A 15,221-nucleotide genomic window follows, 5' to 3' on the forward strand; every position below is an offset into this window, starting at 1 on the left:
GATGGCCTCGACGATGCGCGCCGAGCGCTTCTACGCGGACACCAAAACCGTTGCCCTCGAAGACGTTCCGATCCCCGAGCCGGGCCCCGGCGAAGTTCTCGTCAAGGTCGCCTTCTGCGGCATTTGCCACTCGGACCTGAGCCTCATCAACGGCACCTTCCCGGCGCAGCAACCCGTGGTGACCCAGGGGCACGAGGCGTCGGGCACCATCGCGAAACTGGGACCGGCAGTGACCGGCTGGAAAGAGGGCGACCGCGTGGTCGTTCCCGCCGGCCGGCCGTGCCAACGCTGCGCGAACTGCCGCCGCGGCGATGTGGTCAATTGCCTGCGGATCCAATTGATGGCGTTCGCCTACGACGGGGCGTGGGCCGAATACACCGTGGCGCAAGCGATGGGCTTGACGCGCGTGCCCGACAACGTCCCGCTGGAGCAGGCCGCGATCCTGGCCGACGCCGTGTCCACGCCGTTCGGGGCCGTCGTCCGCACGGGGAAAGTGGCGGTCGGTGAGTCGGTCGGCGTGTGGGGCGTGGGCGGGGTCGGAACCCACATCGTCCAGCTCGCGCGGCTGGTCGGCGCCGCACCCATCATCGCCGTCGACATCAATCCCGCAGTGCTGGAACGGGCGTTGACCCTCGGCGCGGATTACGCGTTTGACTCTCGCGACGACGGGCTCCGGGACACCATCGCGGAAGTCACCGGCGGGCGGCTCCTGGATGTGGCCTTCGACGCCGTCGGGCTTGCGGCGACGTTCGAGCAGGGGCTCGACTGCCTCACGCCCGGTGGCCGGCTGGTCGGCGTCGGGATGAGCGCCGAGGCGCCGACCGTCGGCCCCACCTCCCTGTTCGGGTTGACTCACAAGCAGGTGCTCGGACATCTGGGGTATCAGAACGTGGACATCGAGACGTTGGCGAAGCTGGTTTCGACTGGGCGCCTTGACGTTTCGAGGTCGATCAGCGAGATCGTCGCCCTTGAGGACGTCGCGGAGGGCATCGAGAAGCTCGAGCGCCAGGACGGCAACCCCATCCGCATCCTTGTGCAGCCCTGACGCCTATCCTTCGCCGCGCAGGAAGGTGCGAACCCGGTCGAGCACCAGTTCCGGGCGCTGGTCGATGATCCAATGTCCGACGCCATCGACCAGCTCCACTTTGAAATCGCTGATGTGGTCGGAATATCCGTCGGTGAGGTTTGGCCTGATCACCGGGTCGCGGGTGCCGGTCAACCAACGGACCGGCACCTCGACACGCGCGTCGTCGTACTCGCCGCGCATCCAGCGCAGCATCTCCTGGGTCTGGAAGCTGCGATACCACCGAGAGCCCGCCTCCGCGTGGCCCGGCTGGCGCATGCACTCGGCGTAGATGCGAAGGTCGTCCTCGGGCAGTGCGTAGCCGCCACCCACCCACGAGCCGAGCACGCGGCTCGCCTTCGAGTTGAGATTGCCGATCATCCGAGGCCCGACGACCGGAAGCGAAATCGGGATCTGATACCAGAGCCGCCAAACATTGCGCGCCGCACGCAGATCGCGCTTCACCCAGGGCGCCACCGTGTTGATCCCGAAGAACCCGCTCACTTTGTCTGGGTGGCGCAGCATCATGATGAACGCCGCCGGTCCGCCCCAGTCGTGGGCGACGAGCTTGACCGTCGCCACACCGAGGCGATCCAGGACGGCCGCCAGATCGTCGGCCATCTCGGTCTTGGTGTAGCTCGAGCGGGGCGCCGAGCTCCAGCCGGCGCCGCGCAGGTCGGGGCACAGCACCCGATAGCCGTCGGCGGCCAGCGGCCCGATCAGGTTGTGCCACTCCCACCAGTTCTGCGGGAAGCCGTGCACCAGCATCACCGCCGGCCCTTCGGCCGGGCCGGAGTCCGCGACGTGGATCGTCACACCCCCTCCGAGCTCCACATACCTGTGTTCGACACCGTCCAGCGCGGGCATAGTGACCATGGAGTGAGAAGGTAGCCGCCTGCCGCGGGTTAGGCCAGAAAGCGCTCGACATAAGGCGCGAACCGGTCGCGCAGGTCGGCCTCGTCCAGCCCGAACATCGCGCAGGACGTCGCGACGGATCCGAGCCGGCCGCGCCGATGACCCGTCAGGTACTCGTCGATCGCCGTCCCGGCTTCATCGCTGAACGGCTCGCCGGCCAGCGCATATACCCGGTCGGCGACGCCGGTTTGGTCGGCCATGAAGTCGTCGAACCGGACGTCGATCGACCGTTCGGGCCCGATGGTGTCGCGATCGCGGACGAACGCGGTCAGCATGTCGTCCAGGCGGTCGATCCACGATGCCGCGATCTCCTCCACCGGGACGCGCGAGCGGTGCATGCGCGCCGAGTAGGTGATCATCGCGATCATCGACAGCGCCACCGGCACCGGGTCGCGGTGGGTGAAAACGACGACGCTGCCGGGGAAGACCCGGTCGAGCACCGGCACCTGCTCAAGATGCTGGGGCGACTTGAGCAGCCAGCGCCTGCCGCCGCGCAGGAACTGCATGGCCTTGAGTTGCCGGGCGAGGTATTCGTAGTGCGGCGTCTGATCGTGGGTCTGGTAGTAGTCACGCCAGCGCGGCACGTCGGCCAGCGTCTCGAAGAGCATGGTCGAAAAGTCGTTGGCCAGCAGCTGAATCTCTTCGTGGACGTGGTCAGTGGTCATCTCGTGCATCAGCGGGAAATTGGGCATCACGGTGTTCATCACGCCGACCGCGACGTCCATCCGCGCCCGCCGCGGGTCCGGCTCGATCCCGGCCTCGGTCGGCAGCGGGAACGGTTCGACGCTTTCCCAGTACGGCATGGTGCGGAAGGTGGGCGGGGCCGCCAGGAGGTTGTGCAGGTGGGTGGTGCCGGTGCGCGGCAGTCCGGCGATCACCACCGGTGGCTGCAACTCGATGTCGTCGATTTCGGGATGCCGCCGCAACAGGTCGGTCAACAACAGCCGGTTCTTCAGCAGTTGCAGCAGTTGGCCGTAGAAATTCACCCTGCCCGCGTCGTGGAGGCCGTCGATGTCACGCAGCGCGGCGAGTAAGACGCCGAGCCGCTCGCAATAGTCCGGCGGGCCGAAGTCGTGCAGGCCGGTGTCCGCCGCGGCCCTGGCGTGCAGCGCCTCGGCGTCCAGTGGGCAATCCGGTGCCAGCGAGGCCATCATGTCGAGAATCTGCTGGCCCTCGGGGCTGAAGCGGGGCCGGGCGAGGTCGTCAAGGCGAACGGTGTTGGTCACGGCGACTTATGTTACTCTCGGTTTCGTAATGGTAGTGGATTTTGGTCGGCCCCGTGACCCGCGCATCGACGCCGCCGTGCTCAGCGCGACCGTGGAACTGCTCGCCGAGACCGGGTATGCCGGGCTGTTGGTCTCCGCGATCGCCGAACGTGCCGGCACCAGCAAGCCCGCGATCTACCGGCGCTGGCCCAGCAAAGCGCACCTGGTCCACGAGGCGGTGTTCCCCGTCGGCGCCGCCACCGAGCTGCCCGATACCGGGTCGCTGCCCGAAGACCTGCGCGAAATGGTCCGTCGGGCAATGGTTTTCCTGACAACTCCGGCGGCCAGGGCCGCCCTGCCCGGGTTGGTGGGCGAGATGGCAGCGGACCCGACCCTGCATTCGGCGCTGCTGGAGCGGTTCGCCGGCGTCATCGGTGGCGGTCTCGCCGAGTTGCTGGACCGGGCGGCGCGCCGCGGCGAGGTCCGGCCCGACGTGACCGCCACCGAACTCACGGACGCCATCGCCGGTATCACACTGATGGGCCTGCTCACCCGCGTCTCTGAACTCGACGACGGGTGGATCGATCGCACAACCACGTTGCTCCTGAAGGGAATCCGCGCATGACCCACGAAACGACGGCCGCCTGGCAGGAGCTGCTCGGCACCCTGGGCACCCTTGACCGCTCCTTCCTGGAGGGCGATCGCGCGGTGGTCGACGACCGGCACGTCGCCGACGGTTATCGCATGCTCGCCAGCACGCTCGGCGTCGCCTTCGACGCGTATCTCTTCACCGAACCCGGCCGGCCGCAGTTCGTGGCGGTGAACACGCCGTTCCGTCGTGACCGGCGCTGGGGCGGCGACAACACCGACGCCTACTACTACATGTGCCCGGTCGATCCGCAGCGCCGCTATCGCATCCGCGGCAACAAGGGTGACAGCGTCTACTTTTCGGTGACGGCCTACAACGAGCCGTCACCGGGCGCGTGGTCGGACCGGGTGGTCGCGATCGTCCGCGACAGTGATCTCGACGTCGACGCCGACGGCAACTTCAGCTTCGAGTTCGGGCCCACTCCCGACGCCGCCGTGCTGATGACCCGCGACTACCAGGCCGACCCGCTGACCGGCCGACCCGTCACCTGGCGGATCGAGGCGCTCGACGGGCCGGATCCGATTCGGCACGGGGATGCCGAGACGGCCGCGCGGTTGCGGGCGGCGACGACCTGGTTGCGCACGATGTTCGCCATCGTGCCGCTGGCCGTCGGGACCCGCGTGGCAGACCAGCATGCCCTGGGACACGAAACCGTCCACGCAGCAAATGAATTCGCCGAACCGTACCAGGTACCCGACGCCAACTTCGGTTGGTCGGCGCGCGACGCCTGTTACTCCTACGGCAGCTTCGTGCTTGACGAGGACGAAGCGCTGGTCATCACGCACCGCCCTCCGTCATGCAGGTTTTGGAACCTGGTGGTGTGGAACCAATTCATGGCCACGTTCGGCGCGGCCGACGCCCGCTGCTCGATCAACGGTCACAGCGCCGCGCTCAACAGCGACGGCACGGTGACGGTCGTGCTGTCCCGCGCAATGACGGACCATCCGAATTCGCTGACAACGCTGGGCTATCCGCGAGGCAACCTCGCCTTTCGCTGGTTTCTCGCCGATGAGGTGCCGCAGCGGCCCACGGTCGAACTGGTGAAGCTACCTCGCCGAAGTCGCGGTGCGCGCTGATCGCGGCAGGGCGGTCACGGTCTTCGATGGTCGTGGCGCCGGTGATGACTTTCTCGACCGCGGCCAGCGGGCTGCCGAAAGGGTCATCAGCTCATCGGGAGCCGGCGGCTCATCATTCGGACAACGAATTCCGATGCGTTCAGCAAGGCTTGACAGCTGAAGGCCAGGCGACTCGGTGTCCCTGGCCAGGGGGCCGACGGGGTATGCCAGAACGCGTCCCACGCCCATCAGGATTATGAATATTACTGTTCATCCGGCCACCGCAGCGTGCGAGGGTTGAAGCGCCGATGTTGGCTGTGGCCCGGGGGCCTGCCTGCGCACCCGCAGCGGCCACCAGAACCATCGGCCCAGCAGCGCGGCGATGGTGGGTGTCATCAACGACCGCACCACAACGGTGTCGAACAGCAGTCCGAGTGCAATCGTGGTGCCCCCTTGGCCGATTTCGGTGAGGTCGCTAGTGCCTAAGGACGCCATGGTGACGGCAAAGACGAGGCCCGCTGAGGTGACCACGCCGCCGGTAGCGCCCATGGTGCGAATGATGCCGGTGTTGATTCCCGCGTGGATTTCTTCCTTGAATCGCGATACCACCAACAGGTTGTAGTCCGAGCCCACCGCCAACAGGATGATGATCGAAAACGCCAGTGTCATCCAATGCATGTCCATGCCAATCAAGTACTGCCAGACCAACACCGACAAGCCGAACGACGTCGCTAGCGAAATCACCACGGTGCCGACGATGACCACCGCGGCGATCAGGGCGCGGGTGATGATCAACATGACCAGAAAGATCAGTGTGGCGGCGCCGGCAGCCGCGATCAGCAGGTCCCACTTGGCGCCGACCTGAATGTCTTTGAAGGTGGCCGCAGTACCGCCCAACCAGAACTTCGCGTCGGCCAGCGGCGTGCCCTTGACCGATTCCTGAGCCGCTTTCAGTTCGGCGTCTACAGTAGAGATTCCTGCCGGGGTGGCAGGGTCGACGTCGTGGGTGATGATGTACTGGGCCGACATGCCATCGGGCGATACGAGCAGCCTTAAGCCTTTCTGGAAGTCCGGGCTGGTGAACGCCTCAGGCGGCAAGTAGAAGTACTCGTCGCTTCTGGCGTCGTCGAATGATTGCCCCATCACGCTGGCCGTGTCGGTCATCCGGCGGATTTGGTCGAGCAGCCCGGAAAACGACGCGTACATGGTCTTGGTCAGATCCTGCATGTGCTGAGACACCGAGATCAGGGGTGGCAGCATCGCGACGAGCTGGGGCAGCACGCGGTCCATGTCAGTCAGGGTCTTCAGAGACGCTGCCAGGTTGTCGTCGAGCTTGTCCACCCCGTCGAGGCTTTCGAATAGCGAGCGCATCGCCCAGCAGACCGGGATGTCAAAGCAATGCTTTTCCCAGTAGAAGTAGCTGCGGATGGGGCGAAAGAAATCATCGAAATCAGCGAAGTTGTCCCGCATTTGGTCGGTGGTGGCCTTCAGGTCGGCCATCGTCCCGACCAGATCGTGGGTGTCGGCGGCCAGCTGTTTCATCAGGCCTTGCATATGCTGCATGATCGCGATCTGGCGGCCAAGGTCATCGCTCATCGTGAGCAGGTCTTTCATGCGGTCGGTGAGGAACTGCATGTTCTCGGTCAGCGACACCGATTGCAGACTGACTTGGAACGGGATCGTGGAGTGGGCGATCGGGGCACCCAACGGCCGGGTGATGTCTTGCACCCGTGCGATGCCGGGCACCCGAAACACATTGCGGGCGATCTTGTCCAACACGATCATGTCGGCGGGGTTACGCAGGTCGCGACCGGCCTCCACCAGCAGAATGTCGGGATTCATCCGCGCGGCGCTGAAATGCTGTTCGGCCGCGGCGTAGCCGACGTTGGAGGGTACCGAGTCGGGGATGTAGTAGCGATCGTTGTAACTGGTTTTGTAGCCCGGCAGGGCTAGCAGGCCAACAAGCGTGAGGGCGAGCGCAGCGGCCAGAATCGGCGCGGGCCATCGCACGACCGCCGTACCTATCCGCCGCCAGCCCCGCGACCGACTGTCCAACCTTTTCGGGTCGAACAGTTTGAATCGGGTGCCGACCACCAGCACGGCCGGCGCCAACGTCAGGGAGGCCATTACGACGACAGCAAGGCCAAGCGCGCTGGGAAGCCCCATCGAGCTGAAGTAATTCAACCGGGTGAAGTGCAGGCACAGCATCGCACCGGCCACGGTAAGCCCGGAACCCAATATCACGTGTCCTACACCGCGAAACGCGGTGTAGTAGGCGTCTTGGCGGTCCTGGCCCGCCCGGCGGGCTTCCTGGTAGCGGCCGACCAAAAAGATGCCGTAGTCGGTGCCGGCTGCGATCGCAAGTGAGGTCATCAGACTCGTCGCGAACACCGACAGCCCCAGCAGGTGGAAGTTCCCGACTGTGGCAACGACACCACGTGCGGCATTCATCTCGACCACCACGATGGCCATCATCACCAACGTGGTTCCGATCGAGCGGTACACCACCAGCAGCATGACCGTGATCACCGCCAGCGTGATAAAGGTGATCTTCATCATGCTTTTGTCGGCGGCCTCGGTCATGTCCGCAGTCAACGGAGCCTGACCGGTGACGTAGACCTTCAAGCCCGGTGGGGGGTGGGAGGTGTCGACGATGTTGCGCAGCGCGGCCACGGACTCGTTGCCCAAGGTCTCGCCCTGGCTGCCCGCGAGGTTGACTTGGACGTAGGCGGCTTTGCTGTCGGTGCTTTGCGAGCCCGCGGCGGTGATCAAGTCACCCCAGTAGTTCTGCACATGCTCGATGTGTTTGGTGTCGGCTTCAAGCCGGCGAAGCAGGCCGTCGTAGTACTGGTGGGCCGCGTCGCCCAACGGCGCGTCACCGACCAGCACGACCATCGCGGCGCTGTCGGAATCGAACTGCCGGAAATCCTTGCCCAGCCGTTTCGTGGAGATCAGCGCCGGCGCGTCCTGTGGGGATAGCGACACCGAGTTGGCTTTGCCGACCTTCTCCAACGGCGGCACTAAGGCATTGGTGAGTGCCATGACCGCGAACCAGAACAAGATGATCGGTATCGCCAGGACGCGGATCGTGTGCGCGATGCCCGACCGCGTCGAATGCTCGCCACTCATGCGGCCTTCACCAGGCAGAAGGCCTGCGCATCCCGCCCGTGCGCGGACTGGTCGTCGCGGACCTGACCGTTGACTGTGATTCGGCAGCCGATGGTGTCGCTATCCCCCTGGACGACCAGGTTGGCGAACATCGCCGGCAGAGTGGTCGTGACCAGCAGCGACCAGGGCAGCGTCGTGAAATCCGCCCGATGTGGTGCGGCGTTTTCATCTAGGTAACTCAGGCTGCCGTTCGTGCCCGCCGAACCTTCGACCTCGTATAACACCCGCTTGACGCTGAACTGCCTAATCTGGCCCACGTCACCGGTTGCGCTATGCCCGGATTGACTTGTGGTGCCGAAGATTCCATGCATGCGGTAGACGAGCGTGCCACTGATCGCGACGACAATCACTGCGACTAGTACCACCCATCGGTCACCTAAGAAACGACAAATGCGCGCCATGCCGTGGCTCACCGCGCCGCCGAGCTCGGGATGGGCGGCCGAACCGCTCGGATGCGGACTTCTGGTTCGAGCTGCCCGGGCTGTGGCGACCAAAGCGGCGGTGGCTCCGTCGGTGTTGGCCAGGCCCCGGGTATCACCCTCAGGCCGTCCCATGGTGTTCTCCTTTGATGTTGCGACGAAACCGCCGGGCGCCTACCGCCGATTCATCGTGTCGGACAACTGATTCCGATGCTTTGAGCAATTCTTGACAGCTGAAGGCCGGGGGGCTGGGTCCCCCTGGTCAGGAGGTCGAAGGGGCGTGCCAGAACGCGTCCCACGCTGCCGTGTCAGCGCAGGCTTCCCAGTGCTCGGCCAGTTGGCCTGATGCGCTGAAGCGCCAGAAGCCGCACACGTGCATTTCCAAGTCCTGCCCATTGCGCGACGCGGTAATGACTTGCGGCACAACCCCCCAGACATCATCTGCATAAAACTCGATCGACTTGCGCCGGACGGTTTCACCGCTGAGCTGACGAAGCAACCCGACGTGATTTTTCATCGCTTGCCGCCCGACGAAGGTCCCACCGATCGGGCTGTGGCCGGCGGTATGGGCAACAAACGGTTCTACGCCCTCGGTGTCGAGTACATCCAAGCCGTCACCACGCCCAGTGCCATAGACCCGTTTGAGCAACTCCACATTGGGATGATCGTTCGTCAGCATTGTGATCCCCTTGCCGTTGATAGCCGCCCTGCATGAGTCGCCTGCTTGTCGCCGTGAGAGCAGCAATCTTGAGAGTTTTTATGTCAGTTGGCGCAGACGGAGTACAGGGCCACGCCAACAGTTCTACTAAGTCAGTTGAGGCCGCCGAAGTACGTCGACGATGGACGTACTCTTTTTCATCGGTCCACCATTTTGGCGAAGCCGGCGTTGATGGCTTGTACGTTAGCTGTGGCCCGGGCAAAACGGATTTGGACGTCTTCCCAATTGACGACATTCCAGAAGGCCTTCACATAGTCGGCCTTGACATTTTTGTATTGCAGGTAGTAAGCGTGCTCCCACATGTCGACCTGAAGCAGCGGGACGATACCCAGAGGCGTGTTGGCCTGCTGGTCGTAGAGCTGGAATGTCAGCAGGCGTTGCCCCAGCGGCTCATAGCCGAGCACTGCCCAGCCTGAACCTTGCAGCCCGTTAGCGGCCGCGGTGAACTGAGCACGGAACTTGTCGAACGAACCAAATTGGTCATCGACGGCGGCCGCGAGATCACCGGTGGGCTCGTCGCCACCGTTGGGAGACAAGTTCTTCCACCAGATGGAGTGGTTGACATGGCCTCCTAGATGAAACGCGAGATTCTTTTCGTTGAGAAAGATGGCCGCATGCTCGTTGCGTGCGCGCGCCTCGTCGAGCTTTGCGATGGCCTCGTTGAGGCCCTTCACATACGTGGCGTGGTGTTTACTGTGGTGGATCTCGTTGATCTGGCCGGATATGTGAGGTTCGAGCGCGCCGTAGTCGTAATCCAAGTCAGGTAACACGTATTCGGTCATGTCCATTTGCTCTCATTTCGGTTAATACCCACACGATCTCCCACGGCTCCGTGGTGTGCGGGGTTTGATCCTCTAACGCGACGGTATCTAGTTCCCGCGGGTCAGTCCTACGTCATTTGACTCATTCGTAGTACGTCTTTTGCACGTGGGACCTGCACCCGTTGACTCGATCTGATGTCTTTGCGGTCAGTCCGCCTGGAGATCCCATGAACTGCTTGCAGGCATCACCCGCAGAGCAACCCAGCCGTGGCCGCGACAGGGCGGCCGGAAGCGGTTGCGAGAGGGTGATTCGGATGCGCGGGCAGCGATTCGCCAGACAGGCGTTGGCTTGCTAGTGTCCTGAGTCATTAATTCGTCGGCAGTAGTTGGCGACGGATTCGAGGATTTGGTCGGCGGTTTTGGTCCAGACGTAGGGGCGGGGGTTGTCGTTCCAGGTTTGGATCCAGGCACGGATGTCGGTGTTGAGTTGGCGCACCGAAGTGTGGGTGCCGCGGCGCAGTTTCTTGGTGGTCAGTTCGGCGAACCACCGTTCGACCAGGTTCAGCCACGATGAGCTGGTCGGGGTGAAGTGCAGGACGAATCGCGGATGTGCTGTGAGCCAACGCTTCACCGCTGGGGTCTTGTGCGTGGAGGCGTTATCCAAGACCAGGTGCACGTCGAGATCGGTGGGTACTTCGGCGTCGATCTTGCGGAGAAACGCCAAGAACTCGGTGGCCCGGTGCCGCGAATGAAGGGCTCCGATGACCTTTCCGGTGGTGAGGTCGAGTGCGGCATACAGGCTGGAGGTGCCGTGACGAACGTAGTCGTGGCTGGCGCGCGCGGGGGTGCCCGGCAGCATCGGGAACACTGGCTGGGTCCGGTTCAAGGCTTGGATCTGAGTCTTTTCATCCACGCACAGCACCAGGGCCCGCTCGGGTGGATTTAGATACAGCCCGACGACGTCGCGGACCTTGGCCACGAACAACGGGTCCTTGGACAGTTTCCACGAATCCTGTTTGTGCGGAGCCAATCCGAACGCTCGCCATACCCGCGAGACCATCGACTGGCTCAGCCCGAGATGCTCGGCCATCGATCGGGTCGACCAGTGCGTGGCATCCGCTGGGGTGGTCTCCAACGTCGCAGTGATCAACGCTTCGATCTGCTCATCGCCCACCAGCCGTGGCCGGCCAGGACGCGGCTCATCGAGCAACCCGTCAAGCCGGTCGGTCACAAACCGCGTCCGCCACTTACGAGCACTGGAAATGTTGATATCGAGCTTGTCAGCGATCGCGGTATTGCTCAGCCCATCGGCAGCGGCCAGCACGATCCGCGACCGCATTGCCAACGCATTGGCACTGTTGGATCGCCTCGACCACGACAACAACTCAGACCGCTCGTCTTCGGTCAGATCCACCACGGGTGCGACAGGATTCGGCACCCACCAAGCTTAAACGCTAATGATGAATTAACGACTCACGACACTAGTGCTTCCTTGCCGACGAAAGAGCCGACACCCGCTGGCGGTGAGCGTAACGTGCCTGGCAGCTCAGTGACTTCGCTGCTGGGCAGCAATCCCCAACGCTGTAACAACTTCAGCCAGAATCAATTTCGAGGTCGTCTAGGCCAACTTCTAACGCCCACAACGCCACTTGCGTTCGTGACGATACACCCAACTTGGCGAGGACGTTGCTGACGTGAGTGCGCGCGGTGCGTTCTGTAATCGAAAGGCGCCGGGCGATTTCTCGATTGGACAATCCCTGGGCAACCAAACTCGCGATGCCCCGCTCACGCGGTGTGAGCAGAGTGATCGACTTGTCACCGGCGCTCCAGGAGCGTGACAGCGCGCCGGTAACCGCCGCGTCGACCGGCATCTCGCCGGCGTGCACGGCTCGCAGGGCTGAAACCAACTCGTCGGGTCCAGCGTCTTTGAGCAAGTAACCATTGGCACCGGCGGCCAGAGCGCGGCGGGCGCGTCCGGCGTCACCGAAGCTGGTCAGCACTAATGTCGCGACCGTTGGATGCGCCGACTTGATCCGCGAGATCGTTTCGGCGCCAGTCAAACCCGGCATCTGCAGGTCCAGCACCACTATGTCAGGAAGCTCGCCGAAGGCTTTCAAACGTCCCAGCTGGTCCAGAACGTGCTGACCGTCCTCGGCATCGCCGACCACATCGATGTCGTCGTGCATAGCGAAAAAGGCACGCATACCCTGGCGGACGACGGCATGGTCGTCTGCGAGCAACACGCGAATGGGCGCCCTCGAGCTGCTAGTCATCGGCTGGCACCGTATCGAGGGGCACAACGATCTGGATGCTGGTGCCTTGCGGTGAGCTGTTGATGACCAACTGTCCGCCGAGTTCGCGACACCGGGCTCGCATGTTGTCGAGTCCAACGTGACCCGGCCTGCGCAGACTCGGATCGAAACCGCATCCATCGTCGATGATTTCGACCTTGAGCGCCTCGCCCGACGAATCGGCGGTGGTCGTTAATTTCACCAAGATGGTTTCAGCGTTGGCATGGTTGACAGCGTTACCGATTGCCTCCTGGCTGATCCGGTAGATGTGTTCGTCGTAAGGAGCTGCCAGCGGCGGGATGTCCTCGGCAGCGTCCACCGCGACCTCGATCTTCTCGCGAGCCCGAATGGCTGCAGCGAGGCGCTGTAGCGCGGGAACCAGCGCGTGCTCCCGCAACTCGCTCGGACGCAAATGCAAGACGAGCGAACGCATCTCCTCCACCGCGGAGCTGATGAGCGTGTTGAGCTCTCTGAGACCGTCGGCCAACTGTGCGGTGCCGCAATCGGGGCGGGCGGCCTCGAGTTGAAGGGCTCGAGCCCTGAGCTGCATAGAAAACAACAGCTGCGACACGGCGTCATGCAAATCACGGGCCACGTGGGCACGTTCTTCCAAAGCCGCCTTGTCCTTGGCCTGAGCCAACAACCGGGCGGTGTGCACCGCCAACGCACCATGCTCGGCCATGGCCGTCAGAAATGCGATATCCGAAGGGCTGGGTTCATTTCCCTTGGTATAGAAGGCCGTGAGCACCCCCACGGTCTCGCCGCGCACCGACAACGGAACTGAGGCCAACGTCTGCCATTGCGCCCGCCGGGTGAGCTCAACCAGTGGGGCGAACCGCGGGTCATCGAAAGTGTTCGCGACATCGGTGATAGTAAGCGCGCCTGTCTGATACACCTTGTCGACGGCCAGCGGTGCTCCCATCGACCGCGCTTCCTCTAGCCGTTCGTGATAGTGCTCGGGACATCGCGACGCCCCTAGCATGTCGTAGGTGTCGCCAAGGCGCGAGCGCAGACTCACGGCGCACATGTCAGCCCCGCTCACGGTGCGCGCTTCGTCGGCGAGGCCGTTAAGGACGGTCTGCAGCGAGCCTTGCCATGCGATATTGGAGGCGGTGCGCGCAAATGCCGCGATCATGCGGTCTTGGCGCTGCTGTGGGTCCTTCATCCCGACAGGCGCATCGGCGTGCATAGGACCAAATCTACGCCGCGCGGCAATCCTCCTCAGCGAAGACCAGATCGGCGCCGAAACCTACTGCGTCCCCAGCGCACCCCCTCTAGGTGCGCCGCCGAAGTGGTGGCAATGGCTTCTGGGCGAGCCGGCGACCCGCGGGGCCGACCGCAACGAGGGTGTGGCTCTCCTTATGGGCGTCTATTCCGATCATGACTTTCACGCGACCTCGTCGACCAGCTCGATGGCCCGGCCGAGCGTGGCAAGCTTCGCCTCCAGCGTGTCGCCGGCCGGATACAGCCGCACGGTGTTCACCCCGGCATCCCGCCACACCGTAAGCCGGGCGCGGACCATCTCCTCGGTGCCGATCAGCGTGGTGGCCAACACCATCTCGTCGGTGACCAGTGCGGCCGCGCCGTCGCGGTCGCCGCCCTGCCAGCGTTCGCGCACCTCGGCGGCGACCTCGGCCCACCCTTGGCGACTGTAGGCCTGGTTGTAGTAGTTCGTGCTGGACGAGCCCATGCCGCCCAGGCTGAAGGCGAGCTCCTTTTTGCGGCCCGCGACCATGCCGCGCAGCTCCTCCTCATCGGAAGCAAAGGCGACTTCGGCGCCTTGGCAGATGTCGACGTCGGCGCGCGTGCGGCCAGCGGCGGCCAAGCCCTCGTCAAGGTGCGAGAAGTACGCGTCGCCGGCCTCCTCCGGCACGAAGCTGGTGCCCAGCCAGCCATCGGCGGTCCGACCGGTCAACCGCAGCATCGCCGGTGACAGCGTGGCCAGGTAGATCGGGATCGGGTGTTCCGGCCGCGTCGACAGCCGCATCGGCACCCCTTCGCCGCCGGGCAGCGGAATGTGAAATTGCGTGCCCGAGTAAGACACTTTGCCTCCGGCGAAGACCTGCCGCACGATGTCGACCGTTTCGGAGATGCGCGCCAGGGGACGGCGGAAGGAGACGCCGTGCAGGCCCTCGATCACCTGCGGGCCGGACGCGCCCAGGCCGAGCAGGAAACGCCCGCCCGACAGGTTGGAGAGCGTGATGGCGGTCTGCGCGACCATGACCGGCGAGCGGACGCCCACCTGCAGGACACCCGACCCCAGGAGGACCCGCTGGGTCCGCGCCGCGAGGTAGCCCAGGGCCGAGGGCGCGTCGGAGCCCCAGGCCTCGGCGACCCAGCACACGTCGAGGCCCAGCTTCTCCGCTTCGACGACGAAGGCCGCGGTTTGGGCCGCGGCGCTGGACAACTCGACCGTCGTCGCGGTGCGCATCAGCGCACCCCGTGCTCGGCCAGCCTCTTGATGGCGGCGAGTGTCTTGCCGATCGCGGCCTCGAACTCGCGCATCCGCACGAACACGATTTTCTGCTCCTTGTCGGGCATGGACTCGATGGCCACCGACAGCCCGGAACGACCCGGGCCCATCTGCATCCAGTAGCTCAGCGCCGTGCCGCCGTCGCGGGGCGTCAGCCTGAACCGCCACATCGCGGCGGGGTTATCGGGTTCGCCGACCGCCCAGGCGAATTCGCGCGGCTCATCGCACGCGACGATTTGGGAGGTGGTGCTCCATTGCCCGAACGCCTCGTGCTCGTTGTGTCCGACGAAGCGGGCGCCCACGCGTGGGGCGTCTGCACCCTCGGCCCACTCCACGGCTTGCAACTCGTTGCTCAGCGACGGCATCAGCTTGATGTCGGAAACCAGGCTCCACACCCGGGACGGATTAGCATCGATCCACGTCGATGCCTCCACCGTCGGTTTGTCCGCATAGCGTGCGCCGGTCCATTCCACGCAGCCCATTGTCCCCCCGCGCGCAAGGCCC

At 64.4% G+C, this 15,221-nt stretch carries 14 protein-coding genes; 3 read left to right on the forward strand and 11 right to left on the reverse strand.

Annotated features, from left to right (window positions below; genetic code table 11):
• The first annotated feature begins 1 nt into the window (after nt 1).
• The gene (locus ACEL92_RS26315; protein ID WP_374023483.1) at nt 2-1,045 is read left to right on the forward strand and encodes a zinc-binding dehydrogenase; all 1,044 of its coding nucleotides are present in this window, start codon (nt 2-4) and stop codon (nt 1,043-1,045) included.
• Nucleotides 1,046-1,048: 3 nt separating this feature from the next.
• On the opposite strand, the gene ACEL92_RS26320 is transcribed toward ACEL92_RS26315, so the two are convergent.
• Complete coding sequence (locus tag ACEL92_RS26320; protein ID WP_374023484.1) at nt 1,049-1,939, reverse strand: alpha/beta fold hydrolase; 891 nt, start codon at nt 1,937-1,939, stop codon at nt 1,049-1,051.
• Nucleotides 1,940-1,968: 29 nt separating this feature from the next.
• Nucleotides 1,969-3,132, reverse strand: a complete 1,164-nt coding sequence (locus tag ACEL92_RS26325) for a sulfotransferase (protein WP_374026394.1) — start codon at nt 3,130-3,132, stop codon at nt 1,969-1,971.
• A 100-nt stretch (nt 3,133-3,232) separates the two neighbouring features.
• On the opposite strand from ACEL92_RS26325, the gene ACEL92_RS26330 reads away from it, so the two are divergent.
• Together ACEL92_RS26330 and ACEL92_RS26335 are read left to right on the forward strand one after the other, a co-directional pair.
• Nucleotides 3,233-3,808: a TetR/AcrR family transcriptional regulator gene (locus ACEL92_RS26330; protein ID WP_374023485.1), complete on the forward strand. Its 576-nt coding sequence runs from the start codon at nt 3,233-3,235 to the stop codon at nt 3,806-3,808.
• A complete protein-coding gene (locus ACEL92_RS26335) occupies nt 3,805-4,908 on the forward strand; it encodes a DUF1214 domain-containing protein (protein WP_374023486.1) in 1,104 nt (367 codons plus the stop codon). Before ACEL92_RS26330 ends, ACEL92_RS26335 begins: the two co-directional genes overlap by 4 nt.
• Before the next feature lie 249 nt (nt 4,909-5,157).
• On the opposite strand, the gene ACEL92_RS26340 is transcribed toward ACEL92_RS26335, so the two are convergent.
• The 9 genes from ACEL92_RS26340 to ACEL92_RS26380 form a co-directional block, all read right to left on the reverse strand.
• Nucleotides 5,158-8,016, reverse strand: coding sequence for an RND family transporter (locus ACEL92_RS26340; RefSeq protein WP_374023487.1), 2,859 nt, complete (start codon nt 8,014-8,016; stop codon nt 5,158-5,160).
• The gene (locus ACEL92_RS26345) at nt 8,013-8,447 is read right to left on the reverse strand and encodes an MmpS family transport accessory protein (protein WP_374026395.1); all 435 of its coding nucleotides are present in this window, start codon (nt 8,445-8,447) and stop codon (nt 8,013-8,015) included. The genes ACEL92_RS26340 and ACEL92_RS26345 overlap by 4 nt, the downstream gene beginning before the upstream one ends.
• Nucleotides 8,448-8,736: 289 nt before the next feature.
• Entirely contained in the window at nt 8,737-9,153 is a 417-nt protein-coding gene (locus ACEL92_RS26350) for a hypothetical protein (protein WP_374023488.1), read from the reverse strand.
• A gap of 176 nt (nt 9,154-9,329) precedes the next feature.
• A complete protein-coding gene (locus ACEL92_RS26355) occupies nt 9,330-9,974 on the reverse strand; it encodes a superoxide dismutase (protein ID WP_374026396.1) in 645 nt (214 codons plus the stop codon).
• Between the two features lie 331 nt (nt 9,975-10,305).
• A complete protein-coding gene (locus ACEL92_RS26360; RefSeq protein ID WP_374021365.1) occupies nt 10,306-11,391 on the reverse strand; it encodes an IS630 family transposase in 1,086 nt (361 codons plus the stop codon).
• A 154-nt stretch (nt 11,392-11,545) separates the two neighbouring features.
• Nucleotides 11,546-12,226, reverse strand: coding sequence for a response regulator (locus ACEL92_RS26365; protein WP_374023489.1), 681 nt, complete (start codon nt 12,224-12,226; stop codon nt 11,546-11,548).
• Nucleotides 12,219-13,433, reverse strand: coding sequence for a GAF domain-containing protein (locus tag ACEL92_RS26370; RefSeq protein ID WP_374023490.1), 1,215 nt, complete (start codon nt 13,431-13,433; stop codon nt 12,219-12,221). The genes ACEL92_RS26365 and ACEL92_RS26370 overlap by 8 nt, the downstream gene beginning before the upstream one ends.
• A 198-nt stretch (nt 13,434-13,631) precedes the next feature.
• Nucleotides 13,632-14,675: an LLM class flavin-dependent oxidoreductase gene (locus tag ACEL92_RS26375; RefSeq protein WP_374023491.1), complete on the reverse strand. Its 1,044-nt coding sequence runs from the start codon at nt 14,673-14,675 to the stop codon at nt 13,632-13,634.
• Nucleotides 14,675-15,199, reverse strand: coding sequence for an SRPBCC family protein (locus ACEL92_RS26380; RefSeq protein WP_374023492.1), 525 nt, complete (start codon nt 15,197-15,199; stop codon nt 14,675-14,677). Before ACEL92_RS26380 ends, ACEL92_RS26375 begins: the two co-directional genes overlap by 1 nt.
• Nucleotides 15,200-15,221: the final 22 nt, after the last annotated feature.

Source organism: Mycobacterium hainanense (assembly GCF_041890355.1).
GTDB classification, from domain to species: domain Bacteria; phylum Actinomycetota; class Actinomycetes; order Mycobacteriales; family Mycobacteriaceae; genus Mycobacterium; species Mycobacterium hainanense.

Bases quoted from the DNA above. Each gene is read 5' to 3' on its own strand.
- ACEL92_RS26315 (WP_374023483.1), top strand. From the start codon at position 2: ATGGCCTCGACGATGCGCGCCGAGCGCTTCTACGCGGACACCAAAACC.
- ACEL92_RS26320 (WP_374023484.1), bottom strand. From the start codon at position 1,939: ATGGTCACTATGCCCGCGCTGGACGGTGTCGAACACAGGTATGTGGAG.
- ACEL92_RS26325 (WP_374026394.1), bottom strand. From the start codon at position 3,132: ATGATGGCCTCGCTGGCACCGGATTGCCCACTGGACGCCGAGGCGCTG.
- ACEL92_RS26330 (WP_374023485.1), top strand. From the start codon at position 3,233: ATGGTAGTGGATTTTGGTCGGCCCCGTGACCCGCGCATCGACGCCGCC.
- ACEL92_RS26335 (WP_374023486.1), top strand. From the start codon at position 3,805: ATGACCCACGAAACGACGGCCGCCTGGCAGGAGCTGCTCGGCACCCTG.
- ACEL92_RS26340 (WP_374023487.1), bottom strand. From the start codon at position 8,016: ATGAGTGGCGAGCATTCGACGCGGTCGGGCATCGCGCACACGATCCGC.
- ACEL92_RS26350 (WP_374023488.1), bottom strand. From the start codon at position 9,153: ATGCTGACGAACGATCATCCCAATGTGGAGTTGCTCAAACGGGTCTAT.
- ACEL92_RS26355 (WP_374026396.1), bottom strand. From the start codon at position 9,974: ATGACCGAATACGTGTTACCTGACTTGGATTACGACTACGGCGCGCTC.
- ACEL92_RS26365 (WP_374023489.1), bottom strand. From the start codon at position 12,226: ATGACTAGCAGCTCGAGGGCGCCCATTCGCGTGTTGCTCGCAGACGAC.
- ACEL92_RS26370 (WP_374023490.1), bottom strand. From the start codon at position 13,433: ATGCACGCCGATGCGCCTGTCGGGATGAAGGACCCACAGCAGCGCCAA.
- ACEL92_RS26375 (WP_374023491.1), bottom strand. From the start codon at position 14,675: ATGCGCACCGCGACGACGGTCGAGTTGTCCAGCGCCGCGGCCCAAACC.
- ACEL92_RS26380 (WP_374023492.1), bottom strand. From the start codon at position 15,199: ATGGGCTGCGTGGAATGGACCGGCGCACGCTATGCGGACAAACCGACG.